21 protein-coding genes and 1 pseudogene are annotated in these 25,340 nt (G+C 71.4%); 10 read left to right on the top strand and 12 right to left on the bottom strand.

Translation table 11 applies throughout. The features are described from left to right. Positions 1-80: 80 nt before the first annotated feature. On the top strand, positions 81-1,304 hold the full coding sequence (locus ACZ7MG_RS27050) for an acyltransferase family protein (RefSeq protein ID WP_471381264.1): 1,224 nt from the start codon (positions 81-83) through the stop codon (positions 1,302-1,304). A gap of 25 nt (positions 1,305-1,329) precedes the next feature. Here the strand turns inward: ACZ7MG_RS27050 and ACZ7MG_RS27045 are convergent, their stop codons facing one another. Then, complete coding sequence (locus ACZ7MG_RS27045) at positions 1,330-2,013, bottom strand: hypothetical protein (protein WP_471381262.1); 684 nt, start codon at positions 2,011-2,013, stop codon at positions 1,330-1,332. 189 nt (positions 2,014-2,202) lie between these two features. Beyond that, positions 2,203-2,670 (bottom strand): VOC family protein, encoded by a 468-nt coding sequence (locus ACZ7MG_RS27040; RefSeq protein ID WP_471381260.1) that lies wholly within the window; start codon positions 2,668-2,670, stop codon positions 2,203-2,205. Positions 2,671-2,976: 306 nt separating this feature from the next. On the opposite strand from ACZ7MG_RS27040, the gene ACZ7MG_RS27035 reads away from it, so the two are divergent. Beyond that, positions 2,977-3,771, top strand: coding sequence for a hypothetical protein (locus tag ACZ7MG_RS27035; protein WP_471381258.1), 795 nt, complete (start codon positions 2,977-2,979; stop codon positions 3,769-3,771). Between the two features lie 60 nt (positions 3,772-3,831). On the opposite strand, the gene ACZ7MG_RS27030 is transcribed toward ACZ7MG_RS27035, so the two are convergent. Further along, positions 3,832-5,160, bottom strand: coding sequence for an enolase C-terminal domain-like protein (locus tag ACZ7MG_RS27030; protein ID WP_471381744.1), 1,329 nt, complete (start codon positions 5,158-5,160; stop codon positions 3,832-3,834). 79 nt (positions 5,161-5,239) lie between these two features. Then, positions 5,240-6,577 (bottom strand): gluconate:H+ symporter, encoded by a 1,338-nt coding sequence (locus ACZ7MG_RS27025; protein WP_471381257.1) that lies wholly within the window; start codon positions 6,575-6,577, stop codon positions 5,240-5,242. 161 nt (positions 6,578-6,738) lie between these two features. Here ACZ7MG_RS27025 and ACZ7MG_RS27020 point away from each other — a divergent pair, with 161 nt between their 5' ends. Further along, the gene (locus ACZ7MG_RS27020; RefSeq protein ID WP_471381254.1) at positions 6,739-7,527 is read left to right on the top strand and encodes an IclR family transcriptional regulator; all 789 of its coding nucleotides are present in this window, start codon (positions 6,739-6,741) and stop codon (positions 7,525-7,527) included. A 62-nt stretch (positions 7,528-7,589) separates the two neighbouring features. Here ACZ7MG_RS27020 and ACZ7MG_RS27015 read toward each other — a convergent pair whose 3' ends face one another. After that, positions 7,590-9,992 carry an excinuclease ABC subunit UvrA gene (locus ACZ7MG_RS27015; protein WP_471381252.1) on the bottom strand — a complete coding sequence of 801 codons (2,403 nt, stop codon included), beginning with the start codon at positions 9,990-9,992 and terminating at the stop codon, positions 7,590-7,592. Between the two features lie 184 nt (positions 9,993-10,176). Here ACZ7MG_RS27015 and icmF point away from each other — a divergent pair, with 184 nt between their 5' ends. After that, a complete protein-coding gene (gene icmF / locus ACZ7MG_RS27010) occupies positions 10,177-13,407 on the top strand; it encodes a fused isobutyryl-CoA mutase/GTPase IcmF (RefSeq protein ID WP_471381249.1) in 3,231 nt (1,076 codons plus the stop codon). 55 nt (positions 13,408-13,462) lie between these two features. On the opposite strand, the gene pgm is transcribed toward icmF, so the two are convergent. Together pgm and ACZ7MG_RS27000 are read right to left on the bottom strand one after the other, a co-directional pair. Beyond that, the gene (gene pgm, locus ACZ7MG_RS27005; protein WP_471381246.1) at positions 13,463-15,103 is read right to left on the bottom strand and encodes a phosphoglucomutase (alpha-D-glucose-1,6-bisphosphate-dependent); all 1,641 of its coding nucleotides are present in this window, start codon (positions 15,101-15,103) and stop codon (positions 13,463-13,465) included. A gap of 40 nt (positions 15,104-15,143) precedes the next feature. After that, a complete protein-coding gene (locus ACZ7MG_RS27000) occupies positions 15,144-16,037 on the bottom strand; it encodes an oxygenase MpaB family protein (protein WP_471381243.1) in 894 nt (297 codons plus the stop codon). A 203-nt stretch (positions 16,038-16,240) separates the two neighbouring features. Here ACZ7MG_RS27000 and ACZ7MG_RS26995 point away from each other — a divergent pair, with 203 nt between their 5' ends. Continuing rightward, entirely contained in the window at positions 16,241-16,477 is a 237-nt protein-coding gene (locus ACZ7MG_RS26995; protein ID WP_471381241.1) for a DUF6480 family protein, read from the top strand. A 20-nt stretch (positions 16,478-16,497) separates the two neighbouring features. On the opposite strand, the gene ACZ7MG_RS26990 is transcribed toward ACZ7MG_RS26995, so the two are convergent. Next, positions 16,498-17,463: a YihY/virulence factor BrkB family protein gene (locus tag ACZ7MG_RS26990; protein ID WP_471381239.1), complete on the bottom strand. Its 966-nt coding sequence runs from the start codon at positions 17,461-17,463 to the stop codon at positions 16,498-16,500. Positions 17,464-17,686: 223 nt separating this feature from the next. On the opposite strand from ACZ7MG_RS26990, the gene ACZ7MG_RS26985 reads away from it, so the two are divergent. Next, positions 17,687-18,052 (top strand): hypothetical protein, encoded by a 366-nt coding sequence (locus tag ACZ7MG_RS26985; protein ID WP_471381238.1) that lies wholly within the window; start codon positions 17,687-17,689, stop codon positions 18,050-18,052. A gap of 281 nt (positions 18,053-18,333) precedes the next feature. Here the strand turns inward: ACZ7MG_RS26985 and ACZ7MG_RS26980 are convergent, their stop codons facing one another. From ACZ7MG_RS26980 to ACZ7MG_RS26970, 3 genes are all read right to left on the bottom strand, one after another. Beyond that, entirely contained in the window at positions 18,334-19,140 is an 807-nt protein-coding gene (locus tag ACZ7MG_RS26980; protein WP_471381236.1) for a class I SAM-dependent methyltransferase, read from the bottom strand. A gap of 36 nt (positions 19,141-19,176) precedes the next feature. Next, complete coding sequence (locus ACZ7MG_RS26975) at positions 19,177-20,148, bottom strand: LLM class F420-dependent oxidoreductase (RefSeq protein ID WP_471381234.1); 972 nt, start codon at positions 20,146-20,148, stop codon at positions 19,177-19,179. A gap of 64 nt (positions 20,149-20,212) precedes the next feature. Further along, positions 20,213-21,079, bottom strand: coding sequence for an LLM class flavin-dependent oxidoreductase (locus tag ACZ7MG_RS26970; protein ID WP_471381231.1), 867 nt, complete (start codon positions 21,077-21,079; stop codon positions 20,213-20,215). Between the two features lie 132 nt (positions 21,080-21,211). Between ACZ7MG_RS26970 and ACZ7MG_RS26965 the strand changes: the two genes are divergently transcribed. The 4 genes and pseudogenes from ACZ7MG_RS26965 (at position 21,212) to ACZ7MG_RS26950 (ending at position 24,627) form a co-directional block, all read left to right on the top strand. Then, positions 21,212-22,006, top strand: a complete 795-nt coding sequence (locus tag ACZ7MG_RS26965; protein ID WP_471381230.1) for a methyltransferase domain-containing protein — start codon at positions 21,212-21,214, stop codon at positions 22,004-22,006. 162 nt (positions 22,007-22,168) lie between these two features. Beyond that, a pseudogene (locus tag ACZ7MG_RS26960) lies at positions 22,169-22,528 on the top strand (inorganic phosphate transporter); the annotation flags it as partial. Between the two features lie 308 nt (positions 22,529-22,836). Then, complete coding sequence (ppk2, locus tag ACZ7MG_RS26955) at positions 22,837-23,718, top strand: polyphosphate kinase 2 (RefSeq protein WP_471381227.1); 882 nt, start codon at positions 22,837-22,839, stop codon at positions 23,716-23,718. A 93-nt stretch (positions 23,719-23,811) separates the two neighbouring features. Next, positions 23,812-24,627, top strand: coding sequence for a DUF3500 domain-containing protein (locus tag ACZ7MG_RS26950; protein WP_471381225.1), 816 nt, complete (start codon positions 23,812-23,814; stop codon positions 24,625-24,627). Positions 24,628-24,706: 79 nt separating this feature from the next. On the opposite strand, the gene ACZ7MG_RS26945 is transcribed toward ACZ7MG_RS26950, so the two are convergent. After that, positions 24,707-25,270, bottom strand: coding sequence for a snapalysin family zinc-dependent metalloprotease (locus ACZ7MG_RS26945; protein WP_471381222.1), 564 nt, complete (start codon positions 25,268-25,270; stop codon positions 24,707-24,709). Positions 25,271-25,340: the final 70 nt, after the last annotated feature.

Here is a 25,340-nt window from a genome sequence, read left to right as displayed (position 1 = left end):
TTCCCTCACCCCTCCATCGACCACTCTCCGCACGCAAAACATCACCCAGTGCCATCAAGTGCGGCGGCGGCCCCTCGCGAGTGGGCTGGCTGGACGCCTTGCGCGGGATCGCCGCACTTGTCGTGGTGTTCGACCACTCGTCGTACACCTTCCTGGCGGAGTTCCGGCGGGAGCTGATGCCCGAGTTCAACACCAGCCGGTACGGCATCATGGTGTTCTTCCTGGTGAGCGGCTACATCGTCCCGGCGTCGCTGGAACGCCGGGGCTGTGTCCGGACGTTCTGGATCGGACGGGTCTTCCGGATCTACCCGCTGTGGGCGGCCGTCCTCGCCGTGACCGTCGCCCTCGATGCGTGTGGCCTCGCGGAGACGCGTGACGTCGGAGGGCAGAGCGTCGCGACCGTCGTCGCCGCGCATCTCACCATGCTCCAGGAGCTGTTGGGGACGCCCGGTCTGCTGCTGGTCCTGTGGACGCTCTCGTACGAGATGGCGTTCTATCTGCTGGTCGTCGCCCTGTACACGGTCCGCCTCCACCAGCGGTCGGCGACCGTCGCCGTCGTCCTCGCCGGGCTCGCCGCGGTGTGCGTGACGGCCGGGGTCGCGCTGCCCGCCTCCGCGCTCTCGGACCGGGTCGGCACGGGCACGCTGGTCGTGCTCGCGTCGGCCGCCCTGGTGGTCGCCGTCTGCTGCGCGAGTGCCGGGCCACCCGTACTCCGGGTGTTCGGCGGCCTGTTGGGAGGCGTGCTGGCGCTCGTCCTGGTGCCGCTGAACGGGACGGTTCCCGTGTGGGAAGGGCTGACGATCCTCGCCGTGATGTTCCTCGGCACCGCGGTCCACCGTGCCGAGCACGGTCGAACCAGCCGGCGGTGTGCGGTGGGTGCGGCCGTCGTCGTGGTCGCCTGTGGCGTGGCGAGCGCGTACGGGTACGGCGACGCGGACCACTTCACCCGGCGCGGCTGGATCGTGGCCTTCCTGCTGGCCGTCCTCACCTTCGGCGCCGGGCTGACGTTACGTCACCGGCGCGTCCCTCGCGTGCTGACCGGGCTGGGGACGATCAGTTACTCGCTCTATCTCGTGCACCCGGTGCTGCTGACGGTGATCGACACGACGATCGGCCGTCGCCAACGAGACCACCCGATGCTCGAAGTGGCCTTCCTCGCCGTGCTGTTGCCCTTGTGTGCCCTGACCCACCGCTGGGTCGAAGCACCGGGGGTCGCCCGGGGCGGGGCACTGGCCCACCGTGGTGTTCGTGGTGACGACGGTGGTCGACGGCCGCCCGTACGCCGACACCTGTCCTGCCGCTGACACCCCCCGCCCTCCGCCGGTGCGGTCAGGGCACCGGCGTCTCGGGGCTGGGGGCGGCCGAGGCCGAGTTCGTGTACGGCTTGAAGCAGACCAGTACTTCGAGGGGGTGTCCTCCGCCGGGTGTCTGGATCAGGGCCGGGAGTGCCGTCATCAGGGCGGGGTGGCCCTTGGCGACGTCCTCCTGATGCGGGCCCCAGCCGGCCGCGTCGGCGAGGGAGGTGGCGGTCTCGGCGAAGACGTCCCGGCTGCCGAAGAGGAAGAACGTGCGGGCGTGCGTGGCGTGTCGCAACTCGTCCCGGAAGTCGGCGTGTTCACTGCGTGCTCGCCAGGAGGTCGCGTCCCGGGTGGTGCGTGCCTCGTCGGTACGGACGGTCAGCGGGGTGCCGTTCACCAGCTTGCGCCGCACCTCGGGCCAATCGCTGGGGCGCAGGCCGAGGGTGTGGTGGGCGAGGACGAGGTCGACCGGCTCGCCAAAGCCGTCGTCGGGCGGGAGGCTGTCGCGCAGCGGTACGTGGACGATCGTGTGCCGGGAGTAGGCGGCGAAGGAGAACAGGCCCGCGAGACGGTTCAGCCCGTCGTGGTCCCCGAGCAGCATGCCGATGGGCTCGGGGGCTCGCAGGGTGGTGTGCCGCAGCGGAGGGTGAGGCCGGACGACACGGTGCTCTTGCGGGCCCGTCCGGGGCCTGAACTGCCGCAGTCTCAGCCGCATATGGAGAACCTCATGGCTACAGCATCGGGGGCTGCGCGCCTCCCCGGCAACGGGGATTCGCCCGGGTCACGGCATGCCCGATCAGCGTGCGGTCCGCCCGCCCGGTTCGGCTGCGCGGTTCGCCTGCCCGGTTGCCTGGTTCGCCCGCCCGCCCACGGCCGGTGACGTAACTCCCGGTCTCGGGGCGGGTCAGTCCCCGCCCGGCATGGCGTCCCTGGCGCGCTTCTCCATCTCCTCCGGCGAGATGTCCTCCACGTGCGTGGCGACATGCCACCGGTGGCCGAAGGGGTCCTCGAACTGTCCGACCCGGTCGCCGTAGAACTCGTCCTTGACCGCGGTCACCTCGGTCGCCCCCAGGGCGAGGGCCGCGTCGAAGACCTCGTCGACGTCCTCGACGTAGACAAACAGGTTCACCGGTGTCCCGCCGAGCGTCTTCGGACTGCGGAACCCCAGGTCCGGGAACTCGTCCGCGACCATGACGACCGAGTTGCCGATCTGCAGCTCGGCGTGGTGGACCTTGCCGTCGGGCGACGCCATCCGCATGCGTTCCGTGGCGCCCAGGACGGCGATGTAGAAGTCGATCCCGGCCGCCGCACCGTCCACACAGAGGTACGGCGTGAGCCGGGGATAGTCCTCGGAGAAGGGCTGTGTGCTCACTGTCTGCCACCTTCCGACAGGCGAGGGCCGTGCCCGTGGCCCCGCGACGTCCGTCGCCGCCGCCCGGCACGCTCGTCACCCCGGCGCATACCGGGACACACGTCAAGCGTGGCACTCCTCGCCGGTCCACGCAGCCAGACGGCCGGTGCAGCAGGAACCTGGGTCCGCCCACCTCTCCGTCCACCTCGCCATTCCACCTCTCCATTCCACCTCTCCGTGGGAATCTCCGCGGACTCACGAACGGTGGACCAGTAAGGGTGAGTAACATCCGCACACACCCCATTCGTTTGCCGGGAGGTAACCGCCATGACTGAATCACCTTCGGGGACAACCGACCTCAAGGCCCAGTACACCGCCCAGGTCTCCGCCGATCTCGAGCGCAACGCCAAGGAGCAGGAGCGCCTGCGCGAGGAGATCGACGCTCTGCAGGACCAGCTCCGCAATCTCCAGCAGGACCAGAGCGTGCTGGCGAACATGCAGCAGGCACTCGGCGCCGCGACGCCCGAGGCCGCTGCCGGGCCCACTGCCGCCGAGCCCGCTCGCGTGGCCGAGAAGGTCGCGGCGCCGTCCGTTCCCCGGCAGAAGACCGGGACCGCCTCGGCCACCGCTCCGACGACCGGTAAGCGGACGCGCGCGAAGAAGGCTCCGGCCCCGCAGGCCGGCAAGCAGGCGAAGAAGCCCACGGCCACCAAGACCAAGGCCAAGCCCGCTACCTCGACCGCGACCTCGACCTCCGACGCCTCCACGGCGAAGCCCGCGCCCACGAAAACCACACCCGCAAAGCCCGCGGCAGCGAAGGCCGCGTCCGCCAAGAAGTCGACGCAGCCCACCCTCGTCGAACTCATCCGCCGCCACCTGACCGAGCAGAGCGAACCGCGCTCTGCCGCCGAGGTCGCCACCGCGCTCACCCAGGCCCACCCCGACCGGCGCATCCAGACCAACGTCGTGCGCACCACCCTCGAAGGACTGGTGGCCAAGAGCAACGCACAGCGCACGAGGCAGGGCTCCTCCGTCTACTACACCGCCCCCGACACCCAGGAGCCCGCCCAGACCCCGGCCCCGGCTCCGGCCCCGTCCGACGCCGCCGCCGAGTCCGAGTGACCCAAGAAACCGGCCTGCGCGGTGCCGCGCAGGGGCAGCACCTCGCGGGACGGCCGTCGCCTACCGCACCAGGCAGGGCCGCTTGTTGTCGAACTTCCAGCCAGGGACGAGGTATTGCATGGTGACGGCGTCGTCGCGGGCGCCCAACGCCTTCTCCCTGTAGAGCTCGTGGGCCGCCAGCAGGCGGTCCCGGTCGAGGTGGACGCCGAGGCCCGGGGCGTCGGGCACGGCGATCTCGCCGTCGACGATGCGGGGTGGGGCGGTGGTGAGCCGTTCCAGCCCCTCCTGCCAGATCCAGTGCGTGTCGAGGGCGTTGTACTCGCCCGGGGCCGCGGCGCCGCAGTGCGTGACCATGGCCAGGGAGATGTCGAAGTGGTTGTTGGAGTGGCAGCCCCAGGTCAGGCCCATGGCGTTGCACAGCTGCGCCACGCGTACGGAGCCCTGCATGGTCCAGAAGTGCGGGTCGGCCAGCGGGATGGAGACCGACTGGAGGGTCAGGGCGTGGGCCAGCTGCCGCCAGTCCGTGGCGATCATGTTGGTGGCGGTGGGCAGCCCGGTGGCGCGACGGAACTCGGCGAGGATCTCCCGTCCTGAGTAGCCGTCCTCCGCGCCGCAGGGGTCCTCGGCGTAGGCGAGCGTGCCGAGCAGGGGCCGGCACAGGTCGATCGCCTCGCGCAGGGACCACGCGCCGTTCGGGTCGAGGGTGATCCGGGCCTCCGGGAAGCGGTTCTTCAGCGCCCGTACGGCCTCGACCTCCTCCGCGCCCGCCAGGACACCGCCCTTGAGCTTGAAGTCCCGGAAGCCGTAGAGGTCGTAGGCCGCCTCCGCCTGGTGGACGATCGCCTCGGGGGTCAGTGCCTCCTCATGCCGGATCCGGTGCCACCGCGCGTCCGCGTCGGGTTCGCGGACGTACTCCAGATCGGTCCGGTCCGGGTCGCCGACGTAAAAGAGATAGCCCAGCACCCGTACCGCATCCCGCTGTTGGCCGTCGCCCAGGAGGGCCGCGACGGGTACGTCGAGGTGTTGTCCGAGGAGGTCGAGCAGTGCCGACTCGACGGCGGTGACCGTGTGCACGGTGGTCCGCAGGTCGAAGGTCTGGGCGCCCCGGCCGCCGGCGTCGCGGTCCGCGAACCGGTCGCCGATCTCGCGCAGGACGCGCTTGTAGTCGCCCACCTTCGCGCCGACGACGAGGGGTTCGGCGTCGCGGAGGGTGCGGGTGATCTTCTCGCCGCCGGGGACCTCGCCCAGCCCGGTGCGTCCCTCGGAGTCGGTGAGGACGACGATGTTGCGGGTGAAGTAGGGGCCGTGGGCGCCGGAGAGATTCAGCTCCATGCTGTCCCGTCCGGCGACTGGGTAGACGGAGAACGCCGTGACGGTCGGCTGTCCGATGCTCATCGGGTGCCCTTCTGAGGTGAGATGGCGGGAGGTGGCAGGAGGAGGGGTGGGGCGGACAAGGAGCGGGTGGGGTTCAGAGGCTCAGGACGTCGAGGGCCCATTCGGACGCCAGGACGCCGCCCAGGCCGAGGATGGCGAGCACCGTCGTATAGGAGGTACGGACCTTGATCGCTTCGATGACGGAGAGGTTGAAGTACTCCTTGAACAGCCAGAATCCCGGGTCGTTGACATGGGAGCACGCGATGGAGCCACAGGCGACGGCGAGCACCATCATCTCCGGGTGGACCCCGCTGCCCGCCAGCAGCGGCAGCACCACGCCGGAGGCGGTGACGACGGCGACCGTCGCCGAGCCGAGCGCGATACGGAGGATGACGGCGACGAGCCAGGCGAGGACGATGGGTGAGATGGACCAGCTGTCGGTGGCGTCCTTGATGTAGTCGGAGATGCCGCCTTCGACGAGGACGTTCTTGAAGGCCCCGCCGGCGCCGATCACCAGGAGGATCATCGCCATGGCCTTCGCCGCCGAGGTGCAGGAGGCGCCGACCTCCTCCAGGCTCCGCCCGATCCGCGGCCCGAACGCCCAGATCGCCAGACACAGGGTCAGCAGCAGCGCGATCGGTGCCGAGCCGACGAAGGCGACGGCGTTCAGGAACGGGCTCTCGGTGGAGGTGGCCATGTCCGTCACGGCGGCGGCCACGATCAGCACCACGGGGAAGAGGGCCACGAACAGGGACCAGCCGAGGCCGGGCATCTCCTCGTCGGTGAACTCCCGCTCGGTGACCAGGCCTTGGGGGATGGACGGGTTCAGCGCGCGCACGAAGGGCAGCCGGGGCCAGGTCAGGGCGATGAGCGCGCCGGCGGGGACGGCGATGAACAGGCCGTAGAACAGCGTCAGTCCGACGGAGGCGTGGAAGGTCGCGGCGACGGCGGTGGGGCCGGGGTGCGGCGGCAGGAAGCTGTGCATGGTGGACAGCGCGATCGACATCGGCAGACCGACCCACAGCAGCTTCGCTCCGGTGACCCTGACCAGGGTGAACGCGATGGGCACGATGATGATGAAGGCGACCTCGTAGAACATGGTCACGCCGATCAGCATGGACGTGACCACCATGGCCACCTGGACCCAGCGCGGGCCGAAGGCGTCGAGGAGCTTGCCGGCTATACGTTGCGCGGCGCCGGAGTCCCCCATCACGCGGCCGACCATGGCGCCGAGTCCGATGGTGAGCATGGTGTCGCCGATCTGGCCCCCGATGCCCTCGGAGAGGACGTCCGGGATGGTCGCCACCGGAATGCCCCGGACCAGTGCCACGCCGACCGCGACGAGCAGGAGTGCCGCGAACCCGTTCAGTCTCAGCCTGGTCATGAGGAGAAGCAGAATCAGAACACTGACCGCGACCACGAGGAGGGGCAAGGCAGCTCTCCTTTGAACTGACGGGGGGGATGACTGGTGGGATATCGAAGCCATCTCTGTATGCAGATGTCGTCCACGTATGCAGATGGAGGCTAGGTGCGTGAACAGCTGGGGGTCAATGGGTGTGCGGCGGCCAATCGGCGCGGATCTACGATGGGCGCATGCCTGAGGGGAGAGGTGTCCGCGGTGTGAAGTCGGCGTCCCGGACCGTCGCGCTGCTGGAACTGCTCGCCGCGCGGGGCGAGCGGCCCTCGCGTCTGGACGAGCTGGCGGAGGACCTGGGTGTGCCGCGCAGCAGCATGTACCAGCTGCTCCAGACCCTCGTCGACTGCGGCTGGGTCCGCACCGACGCCACCGGTTCCCTCTACGGCATCGGGATTCGCGCGCTGCTGACCGGCACCAGCTACCTCGACGGCGACCGGCGCATCCGTACGGTCCGCCCCTTCCTCGACGAGGCGTCGGACGCCCTCGGCGAGACGATCCACCTGGCGCGCCTCGACGGCCCCGACGTCGTCTATCTGGCCACCCGCGAGTCCCACGAGTACCTGCGCACCATCAGCCGGGTCGGGCGCCGTGTCCCGGCCCATGCGGGCGCGCTCGGCAAGGCGCTGCTCGCCGAGCGGGCCGACGACGAACTACCGCTCCCCGAAGGGCCGTTGGCCGCCCTCACCGGGAACACGCACACCGACCGTGCCGCCCTGCTGGCCGATCTGGCCCAGGTGCGCGAGCGCGGCCATTCCCTCGACCGCGAGGAGACGGTGACCGGTATCGCCGGCTTCGGCTTCGCCCTGCGGTACGACGCGCCGGCCACCGACGCCATCAGCTGCTCGGTCCCGGTGGCCCGGCTGACCCCGGAGCACGAGTCCCGCATCGTCGCCGTGATGCGAGACATCCGAACGAAGATCGAGACCCAGCTGCCGCCCGCCCCCGGCGCGCCCGACTGGCGCTGAGCGGGCGGGGGCGTCGCCACGGCGGGGCCGACGCGCCGTGGCCTGCCGCGGCGACCAGTGGGTCAGGCCGGTGGCGTCAGCGCCCGTGCCAGGTACGGGGCGGTCGCGCTCCGCTGTGAGCGGGCCACCTCGGCGGGGGGTCCCGCGGCCACGATCCGGCCGCCCTCCTCACCACCGCCCGGGCCCATGTCGATCACCCAGTCGGCGCCGGCGACCACCGCCATGTCATGCTCGACGACCACCACGGTGTGCCCGGCGTCGACGAGGCCGTGCAGTTGGCGCATCAGCACCTCCACGTCGGCCGGGTGGAGGCCGGTCGTGGGTTCGTCGAGGACGTACAGGGTGTGGCCGCGGCGCCCGTGCCGCAGTTCGCCGGCGAGTTTGATGCGCTGGGCCTCGCCGCCGGACAGCTCGGTCGCGGGCTGCCCCAGGCGGAGATAGCCGAGGCCCACGTCGAGGAGGGTGCCGAGGGTGCGGGCCGCGGCCGGGGTGTCCGCGAAGAACTCCGCCGCCGCCTCGACCGTCAGGTCCAGCACCTGGGCGATGGTGTGGCCCCGGTAGGTCACCTCCAGGGTCCGGGGGTTGTAGCGGGCACCGTCGCACTCCGGGCAGGGCGCGTAGGTGCTCGGCAGGAACAGCAGCTCCACGCTCACGAAGCCCTCGCCCTGACAGGTCTCGCAGCGCCCGCCCGCGTTGTTGAAGGAGAACCGCCCGGCGCCGAAACCACGCTCGCGCGCCCCGTCGGTGGCCGCGAACACCTTGCGTACGGCGTCGAAGAGACCGGTGTACGTCGCCAGATTGGAGCGCGGGGTACGGCCGATGGGCTTCTGGTCGACCGACACCAGCCGCCCGACGCCGGCCGCATCCTCACCCACGCCATCGCTCCCGCCGATCCCACCGCTCCCACCCCTCCCACCGCTCCCGCCCATCCGGTCGATCTCGCCGACCAACGTGGACTTCCCCGATCCGGAGACGCCCGTGACGGCCGTGAGGACGCCCAGGGGGAATGCGGCCGTGACTCCGCGCAGGTTGTGGCGGGTCACCGGGCCGACCTTCAACTGCCCCCGAGGGGTACGGCCGTGGCCGGCGGGTGCGGGCGCGCGGTCGAAGAGGAAGCGGGCCGTCGCCGACTCCGCGACCGGGGCCAGCTCCGCCACCGGCCCGCTGTGCAGCACCCGCCCGCCGTGCTCACCGGCGAGCGGGCCGACGTCCACCAGCCAGTCGGCGCCGCGCATCACGTCGAGGTGGTGCTCGACCACGAACACCGAGTTCCCGGCGGTCTTCAGCCGGTCCAGCAGGGTGAGCAGGGCCTCGGTGTCCGCCGGGTGCAGCCCCGCGGACGGCTCGTCGAGGACGTACACCACGCCGAACAGCCCGGAGCGCAACTGTGTGGCCAGCCGCAGCCGTTGCAGCTCGCCCGCCGACAGGGTGGGGGTCGCACGGTCGAGACCGAGATAGCCGAGGCCCAGTTCGAGGATGGGCTCGATACGGGACCTGAGGTCGTCGGTGAGGACCCGGGCCGTCGCGGAGGCGCCCGCCGGGATGTCGGCCAGCTCCGCCAGCGGGCGCGCGGCGAGTTCGGCGATCGTGCGGCCCGCGAAGGTCACCGCCAGCGCCTCGGGCCGCAGCCTGCTCCCGCCGCACGCCGGGCAGTGCTCGCTCCGCAGGAAGCGCTCCGCCTTCGCCCGCAGCGACGGGCTCTTGGTGTCGGCGAACGTCTTCAGCACATACCGGCGGGCGCTCATGTACGTGCCCTGGTACGGCCGTTGGATGCGGTCGGCGTCCCGGACCGGATGTACCGTCACGACCGGCTGCTCGTCGGTGAACAGGATCCATTCCCGCTCGTCGGCGGGGAGGTCGCGCCAGGGCCGGTCCACGTCGTGTCCGAGCGCGTCGAGGATGTCGCGCAGGTTCTTGCCCTGCCACGCGCCGGGCCAGGCGGCGATGGCGCCCTCGCGGATGGACAGGGCGGGGTCCGGGACCAGTGACTCCTCGGTCGTGTGGTGCACCCGGCCCAGCCCGTGGCACTCCGGGCACGCCCCGGCCGCCGTGTTCGGGGAGAAGGCGTCCGAGTCGAGGCGCTCCGCGCCGGGCGGGTAGTCGCCCGCGCGGGAGAAGAGCATCCGCAGGGAGTTGGACAGGTTGGTGAGCGTCCCGACCGAGGAGCGGGACGTGGGCGCGGCGCGCCGCTGCTGGAGCGAGACGGCGGGCGGCAGGCCGGTGATCTCGCCGACCTTCGGCGCGCCGACCTGGTGGATGAGGCGGCGGGCGTACGGCGCCACCGACTCGAAGTAGCGGCGCTGGGCCTCGGCGTAGATGGTGCCGAACGCCAGCGACGACTTGCCGGAGCCGGAGACGCCGGTGAAGACCGCGAGCGCGTCACGCGGGATGTCGACGTCCACGCCCTGGAGGTTGTGCTCACGGGCGCCGCGGACGCGGACGTACGGGTCGTGCGGACCGGGCATGGCGGGGCTCCGTACAGGTCTGATGCCGAGCGGGGGACCACTCCCACGGTGTCACGGCGGGCGCGTGCCCGGCGCCCGTGCCGCCGATCACCTCACCGTACCCGCGTACCCACTTTCGACAATTTACTAGGACGTCCTACTATCTCTTCAGACAGCGTTCTCCGACCCGCCCGGGAAGGCCCCCATGAGCGACCTGCACCGCCCCGTGCATCCCGTCCGTCTGATCACCGCCTCGGCCCTGTTCGACGGGCACGACGCGTCGATCAACATCATGCGGCGCATCCTCCAGTCCCAGGGCGCCGAGGTGATCCATCTCGGGCACAACCGGTCGGTGCGGGAGGTCGTGGACGCGGCGCTGGAGGAGGACGCCCATGGGGTGGCGGTCTCGTCCTACCAGGGCGGACACGTGGAGTACTTCGAATACCTGGTCGAGTCGCTGCGTGAGCGGGGCGCGGACCACGTCCGGGTGGTGGGCGGTGGCGGCGGCGTCATCGTGCCCGAGGAGATCGCCCGGCTGCGCGGCAGCGGGGTGACCATCTTCTCCCCCGAGGACGGTCAGCGGATGGGGCTGGCCGGGATGGTCAACACGGTCGTGCGGGACTGCGACTTCGACCTGTGGGACAGCAAGCCGGCGGATGCCGCCGGCGTGCTCGCCGGGGACCGGTTCGCGATCGCCCGCGCCCTCACCGGGGCCGAGCTGGGCAAGCTGCCGCCGGACCTCCTGGCCCAGGTGCGGGCCGCCTCCTCGGCCCGGGTGACGCCGGTGCTGGGCATCACCGGCACCGGTGGTTCGGGCAAGTCCTCGCTCACGGACGAGCTGGTGCGCCGGTTCCGCGTCGACCAGCAGGACAAGCTGCGGATCGCCGTGATCGCGGTGGACCCGACCCGCCGCCGGGGCGGGGGTGCCCTGCTCGGCGACCGGATCCGGATGAACTCCCTCGACGGCGGCCGGATCTTCTTCCGCAGTCTGGCCACCCGCGGCAGCCGCGAGCTGCCCGAGCACCTGCCCGATGTGATCGACGTGGTCAAGGCCGCCGGGTTCGACCTGGTGATCGTGGAGACTCCGGGCATCGGTCAGGGCGACGCGGCGATCGTGCCGTTCGTGGACACCTCGATGTATGTGATGACGCCGGAGTTCGGTGCCGCCTCGCAGCTGGAGAAGATCGACATGCTCGACTTCGCCGACATCGTGGCGATCAACAAGTTCGAGCGGCGCGGCGCGAAGGACGCGCTGCGTGACGTGGGCCGTCAACTGGTCCGCAACCGCGAGGCGTTCGGCATGCGGCCCGAGGACATGCCGGTGTACGGCACCTCGGCGGCCACCTTCAACGACGACGGCGTCACCGCGCTGTACCAGCGGGTGCGGTCCGCCCTCGCCGAGCACGGACTGCCGCTGTCCGAGGGCTCGTTGGCGCCGGTCGACGTACGGCACTCGTCCGGCATCCGCCAGGTCGTGCCCGCGGACCGGGTGCGCTACCTCGCCGAGATCACCGACTCGGTCCGCGGCTACCACGCCGAGACGGTCCGGCTCGCCGAGGCCGCACGCCGGGTGCAGCGCCTGGACCTGGTCAGCGGTGAACTCGCCGACGCCGGCCGTGGCACGGACGACGTACAGGCCCTGCTCCAGGACGCCCGCCGGGGGCTCCCGCACGACCTCGGCGAGCGGATCGCGAACTGGCCCGCCGTGGTGGAGTCGTACTCCGGGGACGAGCAGGTCGTGAAGGTGCGGGACAAGGAGATCCGCACCAAGCTGACCCGTGAGTCCCTCTCCGGCAACCGGATCCCCCGTGTCGCACTGCCCCGGTTCACCGACCACGGGGAGCTGGTGAACTTCTGGCGCCGGGAGAACCTGCCCGGCCACTTCCCGTACACCGCCGGGGTGTTCCCCTTCAAGCGCGACGGCGAGGACCCGGCCCGGATGTTCGCCGGTGAGGGCGACCCCTTCCGCACCAACCGCCGTTTCAAGCTGCTCTCCGAGGGCCAGCCGGCCACCCGGCTGTCCACCGCCTTCGACTCGGTCACCCTCTACGGCCGCGACCCCGACGAGCGCCCCGACGTCTACGGCAAGGTGGGCACCTCGGGCGTCTCGGTGGCCACCCTCGACGACATGAAGGCCCTCTACGACGGCTTCGACCTGGTCGCGCCGACGACCTCGGTCTCCATGACGATCAACGGGCCCGCGCCGACCGTCCTCGCCTTCTTCCTCAACACCGTCATCGACCAGCGGATCGAGGCCTTCCGGGCCGCCGAGGGCCGCGACCCGTCACCCGAGGAGGCCGCCGACCTGCGCGCGCACGCGCTCGCGAATGTGCGCGGCACCGTCCAGGCCGACATCCTCAAGGAGGACCAGGGCCAGAACACCTGTCTGTTCTCCACCGAGTTCAGCCTGCGGATGATGGCCGACATCCAGGAGTGGTTCATCGAGCAGAAGGTCCGCAACTTCTACTCGGTGTCCATCTCCGGCTACCACATCGCCGAAGCCGGCGCGAACCCCATCAGCCAGCTCGCCTTCACCCTCGCCAACGGCTTCACCTACGTCGAGGCCTACCTCGCCCGGGGCATGCACATCGACGACTTCGCCCCCAACCTGTCGTTCTTCTTCTCCAACGGCATGGACCCCGAGTACGCGGTACTGGGCCGGGTCGCCCGCCGCATCTGGGCGGTGGCGATGAAGGAGAAGTACGGGGCGGGCGAGCGCTCGCAGAAGCTGAAGTACCACGTCCAGACCTCCGGCCGCTCCCTGCACGCCCAGGAGATGGACTTCAACGACATCCGCACCACCCTCCAGGCGCTCATCGCCCTCTACGACAACTGCAACAGCCTGCACACCAACGCCTACGACGAGGCGGTCACCACCCCCACCGAGGAGTCCGTGCGCCGGGCCCTGGCCATCCAGTTGATCATCAACCGGGAATGGGGCCTGGCCATGAACGAGAACCCCCTCCAGGGCTCGTTCGTCATCGACGAACTCACCGACCTGGTCGAGGAGGCCGTCCTCACGGAGTTCGAGCGGATCAGTGAACGCGGCGGTGTGCTCGGCGCGATGGAGACCGGCTACCAGCGCGGCCGCATCCAGGACGAGTCGATGCTGTACGAGCAGCGCAAGCACGACGGCACCCTGCCCGTCATCGGCGTCAACACCTTCCGCAACCCGCACGCCGACACCGCCGAACCCGTCGTCATCGAGCTGGCCCGCGCCACCGAGGACGAGAAGCAGTCCCAGCTCGACCGCGTACGGGAGCACCAGGACCGCCACCGCGACCAGGCCCACACCGCCCTGGCCGCCCTCAAGGACGCGGCGGTGAGCGGCACCAACGTCTTCGCGGTCCTCATGGACGCCGCCCGGGTCTGCTCGCTGCAGCAGATCACCGAGGCGTTCTTCGAGGTCGGCGGCCAGTACCGCCGGAACGTCTGAACAGGATGCCGCCGGGCCCGGGATCGGCCGGCCCCGGGCCCGGCGGCATCCCCCGTCAGGCTTTCAGTGCCGCCAGCACCACCGACCGGGCCTCCTCCTGGACCTGGCGCAGGTGGTCCGGGCCGAGGAAGGACTCGCCGTAGATCTTGTAGACGTCCTCGGTGCCCGAAGGGCGGGCCGCGAACCAGGCGTTGGCGGTGGCGACCTTGATGCCGCCGAGGGCGGCGCCGTTGCCGGGGGCCTCGGTGAGCACCTGGGTGACCGGTTCCCCGGCGAGGGTGTCGGCGGTGACCTGGGCCGGGGACAGCTTGGCGAGCAGCGCCTTCTCCTCGCGGGAGGCGGGGGCGTCGACGCGCGCGTAGGCCGGAGCGCCGAAGCGGTCGGTGAGCCGCGCGTAGTGCTGCGACGGGGTCTGTCCCGTGACCGCCGTGATCTCGGAGGCGAGCAGGGCCAGGATGATGCCGTCCTTGTCGGTGGTCCACACCGAGCCGTCGCGGCGCAGGAAGGACGCGCCCGCCGACTCCTCGCCGCCGAAGCCGAGCGTGCCGTCGGACAGGCCGTCCACGAACCACTTGAATCCGACGGGTACTTCGACCAGCTTCCGGCCGACGTCGGCCGCGACCCGGTCGATCATGCTCGACGACACCAGGGTCTTGCCGATCCCGGCTCCCGCGGGCCACTGCTCCCGGTGCGAGAAGAGGTAGGAGATCGCCACGGCCAGATAGTGGTTGGGGTTCATCAGCCCGCCGTCCGGGGTGACGATGCCGTGCCGGTCGGCGTCGGCGTCGTTGCCGGTGGAGATGTCGAACCGGTCGCGGCGCTCGATGAGCGAGGCCATCGCGTACGGCGAGGAGCAGTCCATCCGGATCTTGCCGTCCCAGTCCAGCGTCATGAAGCGCCAGGTGGGGTCGGTGAGCGGGTTCACCACCGTCAGGTCGAGCCGGTGCTGTTCGGCGATCCGGCCCCAGTAGGCGACCGACGCGCCGCCGAGCGGATCGGCGCCGATGCGCACGCCCGCGGCCCGGATCGCGTCCAGGTCCAGCACGTTCGGCAGGTCGGCCACATAGGCGCCGAGGAAGTCGTGGCGGCCGGTGCCGGGTGCGGCCAGGGCCCGGGCGTAGGGGATGCGCCGTACGTCCTTCATGCCGGCCGTGATGATCTCGTTGGCGCGGTCCTGGATCCAGGAGGTCGCCTCCGAACCGGCGGGGCCGCCGCTCGGCGGGTTGTACTTGAAGCCGCCGTCGGCGGGCGGGTTGTGCGAGGGGGTGACCACCACCCCGTCGGCGAGTGCGGACGTACGGCCGCGGTTGTGGGTGAGGATGGCGTGCGAGACGGCCGGGGTGGGTGTGTAGCCGTCGGCGGCGTCGATGAGGACGGTCACGTCGTTGGCGGCGAACACCTCCAGTGCCGTGATCCGCGCGGGCTCCGACAGGGCGTGGGTGTCGGCGCCGAGGAAGAGGGGGCCGTCGGTGCCCTGGGCGCTGCGGTACTCGCAGATGGCCTGACTGGTGGCCGCGATGTGGTCCTCGTTGAACGCCGCCGTCAGCGACGAGCCGCGGTGTCCCGACGTACCGAACGTCACCCGTTGCCCGGGGTCGGCCGGGTCGGGGTGCAGCGCGTAGTACGCCGTGACCAGCCGGGCCACATCGATGAGGTCCTCGGGCCCGGCGACCTGTCCCGCTCGCGCGTCCTGCATGTCCCCGCTCCTGTCGCAGAGGTCGAGTTGAGTACGGCCCTCATTCTCCCCCGCGCGTCTCACCGGGACGCACGGGTACCGGGGCGGAGCGGCGGGCCGGTGCCATGGCCCAGCGGATCGTCCGGGTCAGGGCCTGGCCGGTGGGGCGTACGGCGAGGTGCTCGACGACCGGGACCCGGGGCAGCCACAGCATGCCGCGGGCCCAGGGCGGCAGCAGGGCGACCGCGTTCGCGGCCAGTCCGCCGTAGAAGGGCCGTACCGCGAGAGGCAGGGGCGGCTGGAACAGCAGGAACCGGGCGGCGGCGCGGGCCTCGGGCGTGGCCCTCAACTCCTGCCGGTAGGCGGTGAGTCGCTCGGAGAGTTCGCGGCGGTCGCGCGGTGGGTCGAGCACGCCGAGCGCCTCGGCGACGCGCGCGGTGTCGGCGACGTACGCGTCATAGCCGGCGGCGTCCAGCGGCTGGGCCCCGAAGCGTTCGTGGGCGCGCAGGAAGCTGACCGTCTCGGCGGTGTGCACCCAGCCGAGCAGACGCGGATCGGCCGCGTGGTACGGCACGCCCTCGGCCGTGGTCCCGCGGATCCGCTCGTGGATGCCCCGGACGTGGTCGACCGCGCGCTGGGCGTCCTCGGCGGTGCCGTAGGTCGTCACGGCCAGGAAGGTGCTGGTGCGCTGGAGCCGGCCCCAGGGGTCGCCGCGGTAGCCGGAGTGCCCGGCCACGGCCGCCATGGCGAGCGGGTGCAGGGACTGCAGCAGCAGGGCGCTCAGCCCGCCGATGAACATGGAGGCGTCGCCGTGGACGGTGCGGATGGGGCGGTCCGGACCGAACCAGCGCGGGCCGGGGGTGTCGTGGATACGGGCACGCGTGTCCGGCCCGTCAGGACCGGCGACCCGGCGGAACAGGGCCTGGCCCAGCTGTTCACGGACGGCGGTCAGCATGGTCGGCCTCCCCTCTGCTGTTCTTCCAGTGTCCGCGACGCCTGCCCCCACCCCCGCGCACCCACGGTCACCGGTGGACGACCCTGTGCACCGAATGCACCCCGCGAACGGGAATTACGTTCCTTTTCCTACGATATGGGTACGTGGCTCACCGTACGTGAGGCCTCCCGTGAGCCTCCTGAGCACCGAAAGGAGCGTGCGTCATGGCCACTCCTGATCCCGCCCTGCGGCATCCCGCCGCGCCGCGGCCCATGACAGTGGAACCCCTCGACGGCGTGCCGCCCGGCGAGACACCACCCGGCGAAGGCTCCACGTCCGGAATCTCCCATCCGGAGCCGCCCGCGCCGCGCAAGGGCTGGGAGGCGATGTCCCTCATGGTGATCATGCTGATGGTGGTGCTGATCGCGGTCGGTCTGATCAGCATGGCCGTGGTGCTCTGACCGCCTCTCCCCTGTCGTGGTCACGGTCCCGGCCCCGGGTCGGGCCGTACGGCCTCGGTGATGCCGGCGCGGGCCGCTTCGAGCTGAGCGGCGAACGCGATGCCCAGGAACAGCACCACACCGGTGAGGTTGGCCCACAGCAGCAGGGCGACGAACGCCGTCAGGGGGCCGTACACCGCGCCGAACGATCCGCTGCTGTCGACGTAGAGCGCCAGCAGCCAGGTGGCCGCGACCCACAGCACCAGGTGGACCGCCGAGCCGAACGCGAGCCAGGTGTAGCCCGGCTGGTCCCTGCGCGGGGCCCAGCGGAAGATCACCGCCGAGGCGAGCCAGGCGAGGGCGACACCCAGGGGCACCTCCATCGGTCGCCACCAGTCGAGGAGCCCCGGGGACCAGTGCAGGGCCTCCACCACCGCGCCGCCGAGGGCGTCCCCCGCGACGAGCACGAGGAAGCCGAGGACCATCGGCATTCCGGCCGCGAGGGCGAGGAGGAGGGCCCGGCCGTACTTGGCCAGGAACGGCCGGTCGCGTTCGATGCCGTAGATGCGGTTGGCGCCCCGCTCGACCTGTGCCATCGCCGAGGCGAGGTTGAGTACGGCGAAGGCCAGCCCGAGCCACATGGCGACGGCGTTCCAGACACCGGAGCCGGCGCTGCGGGCGGTGGCGTCGAGGGCGTCCTCGACGAGCCGCGCGCTGGCGCCCGGCACGATGCGGCCCAGGGTCAGTTCGATGATCCGGCCCACGCTCTCCGTGTGCACGGTGGTGGCCACGCCGACCAGCGCGATCGTGAACGGCACCAGGCCCAGGACCACTTGGAACGCGAGCGAACGGGAGTGGGAGAAGCCGTCGCCGTAGCGGAACCGGGCGAACGCGTCGAGGAGCAGCCGCCGCCCGCCGTAGTGCCGCAGCGCGGTGAGCGCCTCGTCCCCGGACAACTCCTCCCCGATCATGTCCCGCGTCTGCGGCACGTGCACAACGGTCCCCATCGAGAACGTCCCCTCCTGCTCCCCCGGGCCCTTCCCGGCCGCCGACCCGCCACCACCTGCTTCCAGTGGTTCCCCGACGGACGGAGGCCTACCGTACCGAGAGCGCGGGGCGACCCCGCAGAACCTCGGACGCCTCCCGGCTCAGCGCGCCGAGTTCCCTCAGCTTGACCCCTTGCCTGCTCAAGCCGCTGGTCAGGGTCGGATGCTCGGCTACGGTGGCGGGATGGTCGAGAAGGGGCTGCCTGCGGACGTGGCCGAGGTGCTCGCTGCCGTGCTGGACGCGGAGGATCCGGTTCAGGGCGTGTTGCGACGGCAGGTTGCGTATCTCGGTGTGCGGGCGCGTTGCTCATGCGGGTGCGGTACGGCGTACTTCGAACTCGACGCCGGCAAGGCGGAGCCCGCGCCCACCGGACCCGGCACGGTCGTGGCGGCCGAGGCGCGACTTGTCACCGAGGCCGGTACCTGCCCCGGCGAGGTTCTGGTCTTCGCCGAGGACGGCTATCTCTCCTGGCTCGAAGTCTGTTCATGGAGCGACGAGATCGAAGTGACACTGACCGCCGCCCGTCACTGGCTCCAGCCCCACCCCTGACCCCCTGCCCCTGGGCGGCGTCCGCCACGACGGGGAGGTCTGGTCACGTCGGCCCAGCAGCGAAAGGGGCGCCCGTCGCACGGCGGACCCTGGCGCTGCGGATGGACCCCTCACCGGGCTTCCGGTACGAAGGCGACCGAGCACCCCGGTCCGACCGTGCCGAACAGGTCGATGCATCGGGTCCCGTGGCGATCGCCGCACTGGTGACGCCCGTGCGCACACCGGCGTCCGCCGTCTGAACCCGAGGCACATGCGCGACGGCACGGTGTCAGGGCCGTGCGTCAGCTTCCCGGGCGGAGTGTGGTGCGGGCCATGAGGAGGGGCTGGAAGAAGCCGGTCTGCGTAGGCGTACGCCAGGAGAGGTCGACGAATCCGGCCTCGGCCGCGAGGGCGGCCAGCCGGTTCCGGCCGAGTGCCCAGTACGTGGTCCGGCGGACCTCGACCCGCCATCCTCCGCCTGCGGGGAGGAGCTGGAAGTGCTCCAGGTCGTAGTGCTCGCCGTCGTCGTGCCAGTGCCAGAGCTGGAAGGTGACGGTCCGTTCTCCGCCGCCGCTGCCTTCGCCCGGATCGGCGGGGCCGGCGTGTCCGTGGACCTGTGGGGGTGTCGACGTCGGGCGGTCGCGCAGGAGGTCGTCGTACGGGCGGGTGCTGACCAGCAGGAGCCCGCCGGGACGCAGTACGCGGCGCATCTCGGCCAGGGCGGCGTGCGCGTCCCGTTCCGTCAGCAGGTGGGGCAGCGAGTTGTCGGCGCAGACGACCGTGTCGAACCGGCCGTCGGGGAACGGAAGGCGCCGCATGTCGGCGGCGGCCGTGGGCAGGCGGACGCCCCGGGAGACGGCCTCACGGGCGGCGCGGGCGGCCGCGCGGGGGCTGAGGTCCGTCCCGGTGACGTGGTGTCCGCGCAACGCCAGGCCGATCGCCTGTGTGCCGATGCCGCAGGAACAGTCCAGCACCGCGGCGCCGTCCCGGCCGATCAGGGCGTCCAGGGCGGCGCCCTGCCGGCGGAGGCTCGCGTCCCAGTCGGCGTAGATGAGGTGGTAGTCGTCGGCCAGTTCGTCGTAGAAGCGCGCCACGGATGCCTCGGGCATGGCGCGAGGATAGCTCTTCGCGGTCGGCCCGACCGGTCAGCCCAAGGCGTCACGCAAGGCCGGCAGGAGGGTCTTTTCCGACCAGTCCAGGTACGCGGGCTGTGACTCGCCGCCGATCTGTACGAGGGCGATGTCGGTGAAACCGGCGTCGGCGTAGGGCCGTACGGCCTCGACGAAGGCCTCCGGGTCGTCGCCGCAGGGGATGGAGGCGGCGACGTCGTCGGGGGTGACGTACTGCGTGGCCGCGGCGAACGAATCCGGGTGCGGCAGCTCGGAGTTGACCTTCCAGCCGCCGCCGAACCAGCGGAACTGGTCGTGGGCGCGCCGGACGGCGGTGTCGCGGTCGGGGTCGTAGCAGACCGGCAGTTGTCCCACGCGGGGCTTGCCCGTGCCACCGTGCCGGTCGAAGGCCTGGAGCAGCCCCGGCTCGGGTTCCGTGGCGATGACCAGGTCGGCGAGTTTGCCGGCGAGGGCGCAGGACTGTTCGCCGGAGACGGCGATGCCGATCGGCGGCGGCTCGTCCGGGAGGTCCCAGAGCCGGGCGGACTCCACGTCGTAGTGCTCGCCGTGGTGGTTCACATGGCCGCCCTCGAAGAGCGCCCGGATGATCTCCACGGCCTCCGCGAGCATCTCGTGTCGTACGTTCACGGAGGGCCAACCGCCGCCCACGACATGCTCGTTGAGGTTCTCGCCCGAGCCGAGTCCGAGCCGGAACCGTCCCTCCGACAGCAGCTGCAGCGTCGCCGCCTTCTGTGCCACGACCGCCGGGTGATAGCGGAACGTCGGGCAGGTCACGTAGGTCATCAGGGGGATGTGCGAGGTTGCCTGGGCGGCCGCGCCCAGCACGGCCCACGCGTACGGCGAGTGACCTTGCGAGCGCAGCCACGGAAAGTAGTGGTCGGACGTCACCGAGAAGTCGAAGCCCGCTCCCTCGGCCCGCACCAGATGGTCGACGAGCTCACGGGGTCCGGCCTGCTCGGTCATCATCGTGTAGCCGATGTGCACCATGAGGTGCGGGTCCCCTGCCCGGGCGGATGGAAACAGCGGATGGAAACAGGGGGCGGGGATCGGCTCACCGGGCTCCGAGCACGGCCTCCAGTTGCCCCAGCGGATCGTCGCCCACGAAGCGGAGGACGACCGTGTCGGCGCCGGCCGCCGCGAGGGCGCGGATGCCGTCGGCGGCCCCGGCGGCGTCGCCGGAGACGGTGAAGACCTCCTCCTGGGGACGGCCCAGCCAGGCGCCGTGGCCCTCGGTGAGGGGGTGGAGGGCGCGGGCCACCTCGTCGGGGTCGTCGCCGACGCGGGCGAAGGCGAACACGGTCAGGGTGTGGTCGGCGGTGGCGCCGCCCTTCGCCGTCAGCTCGCGGATGCGCTCCAGGTCGCGCGGGCCGTGGCCCTCGGCGATCAGCGTGCCGTCGGCGACCCGGCCGGACAGTTCCAGGGAACGCGGGCGCACCACGCCCGCGACGACCGGCGGGACCTCGGCCGGTGGATGCACCAACTCGACTCCGTCGAGCCGTACTTCACGCCCCGCCAGGTCGACGCGCTCCCCGCGCAGCAGCGTGCGTACGGAGGTGATCGTCTCCTCCAGCAGGGCCAGCGGGGAGCGGGGCGCCACACCGACCTGGGCCATCCACTCCCCCACACCGTGCCCGACGCCGGCCACCAGGCGGCCGGGGAACACCCGGGCGAGCGTGGCCAGTTCCATCGCCAGCAGCGCGGGGCTGCGCAGGGGGGCCGGGGTGATGCCGATGCCCACCCGCAGGTGCCGGGTCGCTCCCAGGGCCACGGCCGCCGCCGACACGCCGCCGTTCCAGCCGAGGTCCTCCACCACCCACAGATCGTCCACGCCCAAGGCCTCGGCCCGCCGCGCGAAGTCGGGCAACCCTTCCGGAGCCCGGTCCCGGTCGTGCATCACACCGATGCGTACGTTCGTCATGCGACGAACCTATGCGCCGCCCGGCCGGTGGATCAACGGCGTGAACCGGGGAAACGCCGTGTGCGTCATGGGCTGTAGCGGTGGCCCGGTGTTCACAATGGGCCGTCGACGGAGCATGGGAGGAACCCTCAAGTGGCCGATTACTCACTGACGCTCGACGAGTCGGAGATCGCGCGGTACCGGCTCATGGCGGATGTCGCCGAGCGGCGGGAGCGCGAGGTGTGGACGGCCGCCGGGGTGGCGGCGGGGGCGCGGATCGCGGATGTGGGGTGCGGGCCGGGGGCGATCTCGGTGCGGCTGGCGGGGATCGCCGCACCGGACGGTGCCGTGTGGGCGGTGGACCGGGACGGCGACGCGCTGGACGTCGCCTCGGCGCTGGCCGCACGCTCCGGGGTGCCCGTGCACACCGGCACCGGCTCCGCCGACGCGACCGGACTCGCCGAGGGCACGTTCGACGTGGTGATGCTCCGGCATGTCCTCGCGCACAACGGCGGGCGGGAGCAGGCGATCGTGGACCACCTCGCCGAGCTGGCCAGGCCGGGTGGTGGGACGGTGTATCTCGTCGACGTCGACGTGTCCGGCTTCCGGCTGCGGGGCGCGCCCGCCGCGTACGACGAGATGGACGCGCGCTACCGCGAGCTGCACCGGCGCCGGGGCAACGACCTCTCCGTCGGCCTGCGGCTCGACGAACTCCTCACCGGCGCCGGACTCGAAGTCGTCGTCTTCGAGGGGCACATCGATGTCATGACTCCCCAGCCCGGTATGCGCGGCCCCGCCTGGGCCGCCCGCGACGCGCTGCTCGCCGAGGGCCTCGTCACCGCCGACGACATCGCCCGCTGGGACGCGGAGTTCACGGAGGTCGAGAAGGACCTGTCCGGCCTCCGCTTCTTCGCCCACACCTATGTCGCGGTCGGCCGCCGGGCCTGACGTTCTCCCGGCGCTCGGTGGAAGGAGCGGCCCGGGTTCGGGGCGTCCTCGCGGATGTCGACGCGTTCTCGTCGCGGTCTTGTAGGTGGCATGACCACGCGCATGCGTAGCCTTTGCCTCCGCTTCGCCGCCCGTATGCCTCGGCTTGCTTGCATCGACGGCATGGACCACATCACGTTCCTCGTGGCGGTCGTCATCGTCACGGCCCTCGCGTTCGACTTCACCAACGGCTTCCACGACACGGCCAACGCGATGGCGACCTCGATCGCCACGGGCGCCCTGAAGCCCAGAACAGCGGTCCTGATCAGCGGCGTCCTGAACGTCGTCGGCGCGTTCCTGTCCACCGAGGTCGCGAAGACGATCTCCGGCGGCATCGTGGACGACACCCTGGTGACACCGGGCATGATCTTCGCCGGTCTGGTCGGCGCGATCCTGTGGAACCTGACGACCTGGCTGCTGGGGCTGCCGTCCAGCTCGTCGCACGCGCTGTTCGGCGGTCTCGGGGCCGTGTGGGTGGGGTCGTGGCGTGGCTGGTGACCCTGCCGGCCGCCGCGCTGGTCGGCGGTCTCGCGGCGAGCGTGGTGACGCACGGCGGGATCTCGGTCTCGTGGTCATCGCGCTGCTCGCGCTGGCCGTGGCCGGCTTCATCGTCCTCATGTCGCGCCGCGACCCCACCCACACGGCGCCGAGACCGCGCGCGAGGGCGGCGGGGGCACCGACCCGGTGGGCCTCGGCGTGGCCGGGCTGTGCTTCCTGGCGTGCGCCGCGGTGGTGGCGTACGGGATCTGGCTGATCGTTCCGCAGTTCCACTGATCCTTCGGGGAGTAGCGATGACCGAACTGCTGACCGACATGCGTGTCGACTACAGCGATCACGACGACCCGGTGCTGATCCGGCCCGACGGCAGCCCGGTGGACACCTGGCGGGAGAACTACCCGTACGCCCGGCGGATGGAGCCGGCGGAGTACGACTGGCACAAGCGGCTGCAGCAGATCGAGCTGCTGAAACTGCAGAGCTGGATCAAGGAGTCGGGGCGCCGGCTGGTCGTCGTCTTCGAGGGACGGGACGCGGCCGGCAAGGGCGGCACGATCAAGCGGTTCACCGAGCATCTCAATCCGCGCGGCGCGCGGGTGGTGGCGCTGGAGAAGCCGACCGAGCGCGAGCGCGGGCAGTGGTACTTCCAGCGGTACGTCGAGCATCTGCCGACGGCCGGGGAGATCGTGCTCTTCGACCGGTCCTGGTACAACCGGGCCGGTGTGGAGCGGGTGATGGGCTTCTGCACGGACGACGAGTACCGGCGCTTCATGCGGCAGGCGCCCGCCTTCGAGCGGATGCTCGTCGACGACGGCGTGGACCTGGTGAAGTTCTGGTTCTCGGTGTCGCGGAGCGAGCAGCGCACCCGTTTCACGATCCGTCAGGTCGATCCCGTACGGCAGTGGAAGCTCAGCCCGATGGATCTGGCCTCCCTGGACCGCTGGGACGACTACACCGCCGCGAAGGTCGCCATGTTCCGGGAGACGGACACCGAGCAGGCGCCGTGGACCGTGGTGAAGAGCAACGACAAGAAGCGGGCCCGGGTGGAGGCCATGCGCAGTGTGCTGGCCCGCTTCGACTACACCGGCAAGGACCACGAAGTGGTCGGCGAACCGGACCGCAGGATCGTGGGCGAGGCGGCGACCCTGCTGGAGGCCGGGGAGGACGACGCCCGGTAGGGCGACCGGGGAGGACGACGCCGGTAAGGCGATTCACAGGTCCCGCAAAGGCTCAGCACAGTCGGCCCCAGGTGCGCCCGACAGGATCGGGGCATGGCCGGCACTTCTGGAACGCGCGAGGACCTGATCCGCGTACTGATCGTCGACGACGAGCCCGGGCTCGTGGAGACGCTGTCGGTGGCCGTCGCGGAGGCGGGCTGGCGGCCCTGCGCGGCGGCCGACGGCGAGAGCGCGCTGCGCACGGCCCGGGGCTGCGCGCCGCATGCCGTCGTCCTGGACGGCATGCTGCCCGGCCTGGACGGCGTCCAGGTGCTGCGGCGCCTGCGGCAAGAGAACCCGCGGCTGCCCGTGCTCATGCTGACCGCCCGGGACGCCCTGGAGCACCGGATCGACGGGCTGTCGGCGGGCGCGGACGACTATGTCAACTCCCTCACCGACGCCCAGCGGAGCGTCGCCGTGGAGTCCTCGACCAAGTCGAACGAGTCGATGAAGGCGGGCGCGTTCGCCGACAACACCGTCCAGGCGTACACGGGGCTGCGCGGCGACAAGCTCTCCGCCGCCCAGAAGAAGAAGCTGCTCGGCATCGTCGACGCGTTCGCGAGCCGCGGCAAGGCCGATGTCGCGAAGGCCCGGATGGCGGAGGTCCGCAAGCACGTCGACGACACGTACGTGACATGGGCGGGCGGGATCGAGGACGACTCCGCCTTCTACGTCCGGGTGCACAGCCCGGTCGTCTGGGTCGAGGTCGACTGCCAGGCCCCCGGCCCGCTCGCGGGCGCCTACGGGGCCTCCCAGGGCAGCGGCGCGACCCAGATGCACGTCCACTCCGTCATCCGGACCCCGAACGGCAACGACTACGGGAAGGAGCTCCTTCGACAGCACTATCTGACGTCACCTCACCACCGGTGAGCTGACCACCGCGTTTTCCGTCATGGCGAGGGCCGCACCCGTTGTCCGGGTGCGGCCCTCGCGCGGGTCGCGGTGCGGTTCAGTCCACGATCAGCTCGGGGCGGGCCGCCGGGGCGCGGTCGGTGAGGAGGCCGCCGAAGTTGCCCTCGACCTCCGCCTTCTCGGCCGCGTTCGGGTACGGGTTCGTGCAGGCGGTGCCCGCGGTGGACCCGGACATCAGGCTGGAGCACGGGCCGGGCTTGCGGTCGGGCAGGCCCAGGATGTGCCCGAGTTCATGGGCGGAGATACGGATGGTGTCGTAGCCCTGGTCGACGGCCTGGCGGCCGATGTAGACGGTGCCGTTGCCGAGGCTCGTGGTCAGGGCGCGGGGCCAGCCGTTGTCCGCCAGGACCCGGATGTTGGCGCGCTGCCCGGTGGCGGCCGGCCGCAGTTCGACGGCGTCGACGCTCTCGTTCCAGATCGCCGCGCCCCGGTCGACCGCGCTCCTGAACTCGGCGGAGCCACTGGCGTCGTAGGTGAAGACCCGCGCGGCCAGGGTGGTGTCGGCCGCGTCGGCGGGGGCGGCCACGGCCTGGCCGGCCGTCAGGGACACGGACACCATCAGGGCGGCGGCCACGCCGCCGATCAGCGTACGGATGGACATGTTCGACCTCCTCGTGGGGGAAGTTAGTCGTGCACATGACATTAGCGGTTCACCGTCCGGCGGGGGTGGA

The organism is Streptomyces sp. NPDC107538 (assembly GCF_055657445.1).
This window is presented reverse-complemented; position numbering and strand designations above follow the sequence as displayed.

Coding starts and splice junctions, on each gene's coding strand:
- ACZ7MG_RS27045 (WP_471381262.1), bottom strand. CDS start 2,013: ATGCGGCTGAGACTGCGGCAGTTCAGGCCCCGGACGGGCCCGCAAGAG.
- ACZ7MG_RS27035 (WP_471381258.1), top strand. CDS start 2,977: ATGACTGAATCACCTTCGGGGACAACCGACCTCAAGGCCCAGTACACC.
- ACZ7MG_RS27020 (WP_471381254.1), top strand. CDS start 6,739: ATGCCTGAGGGGAGAGGTGTCCGCGGTGTGAAGTCGGCGTCCCGGACC.
- ACZ7MG_RS27015 (WP_471381252.1), bottom strand. CDS start 9,992: ATGCCCGGTCCGCACGACCCGTACGTCCGCGTCCGCGGCGCCCGTGAG.
- icmF (WP_471381249.1), top strand. CDS start 10,177: ATGAGCGACCTGCACCGCCCCGTGCATCCCGTCCGTCTGATCACCGCC.
- pgm (WP_471381246.1), bottom strand. CDS start 15,103: ATGCAGGACGCGCGAGCGGGACAGGTCGCCGGGCCCGAGGACCTCATC.
- ACZ7MG_RS27000 (WP_471381243.1), bottom strand. CDS start 16,037: ATGCTGACCGCCGTCCGTGAACAGCTGGGCCAGGCCCTGTTCCGCCGG.
- ACZ7MG_RS26995 (WP_471381241.1), top strand. CDS start 16,241: ATGGCCACTCCTGATCCCGCCCTGCGGCATCCCGCCGCGCCGCGGCCC.
- ACZ7MG_RS26990 (WP_471381239.1), bottom strand. CDS start 17,463: ATGGGGACCGTTGTGCACGTGCCGCAGACGCGGGACATGATCGGGGAG.
- ACZ7MG_RS26985 (WP_471381238.1), top strand. CDS start 17,687: ATGGTCGAGAAGGGGCTGCCTGCGGACGTGGCCGAGGTGCTCGCTGCC.
- ACZ7MG_RS26980 (WP_471381236.1), bottom strand. CDS start 19,140: ATGCCCGAGGCATCCGTGGCGCGCTTCTACGACGAACTGGCCGACGAC.
- ACZ7MG_RS26975 (WP_471381234.1), bottom strand. CDS start 20,148: ATGGTGCACATCGGCTACACGATGATGACCGAGCAGGCCGGACCCCGT.
- ACZ7MG_RS26970 (WP_471381231.1), bottom strand. CDS start 21,079: ATGACGAACGTACGCATCGGTGTGATGCACGACCGGGACCGGGCTCCG.
- ppk2 (WP_471381227.1), top strand. CDS start 22,837: ATGACCGAACTGCTGACCGACATGCGTGTCGACTACAGCGATCACGAC.
- ACZ7MG_RS26950 (WP_471381225.1), top strand. CDS start 23,812: ATGGCCGGCACTTCTGGAACGCGCGAGGACCTGATCCGCGTACTGATC.
- ACZ7MG_RS26945 (WP_471381222.1), bottom strand. CDS start 25,270: ATGTCCATCCGTACGCTGATCGGCGGCGTGGCCGCCGCCCTGATGGTG.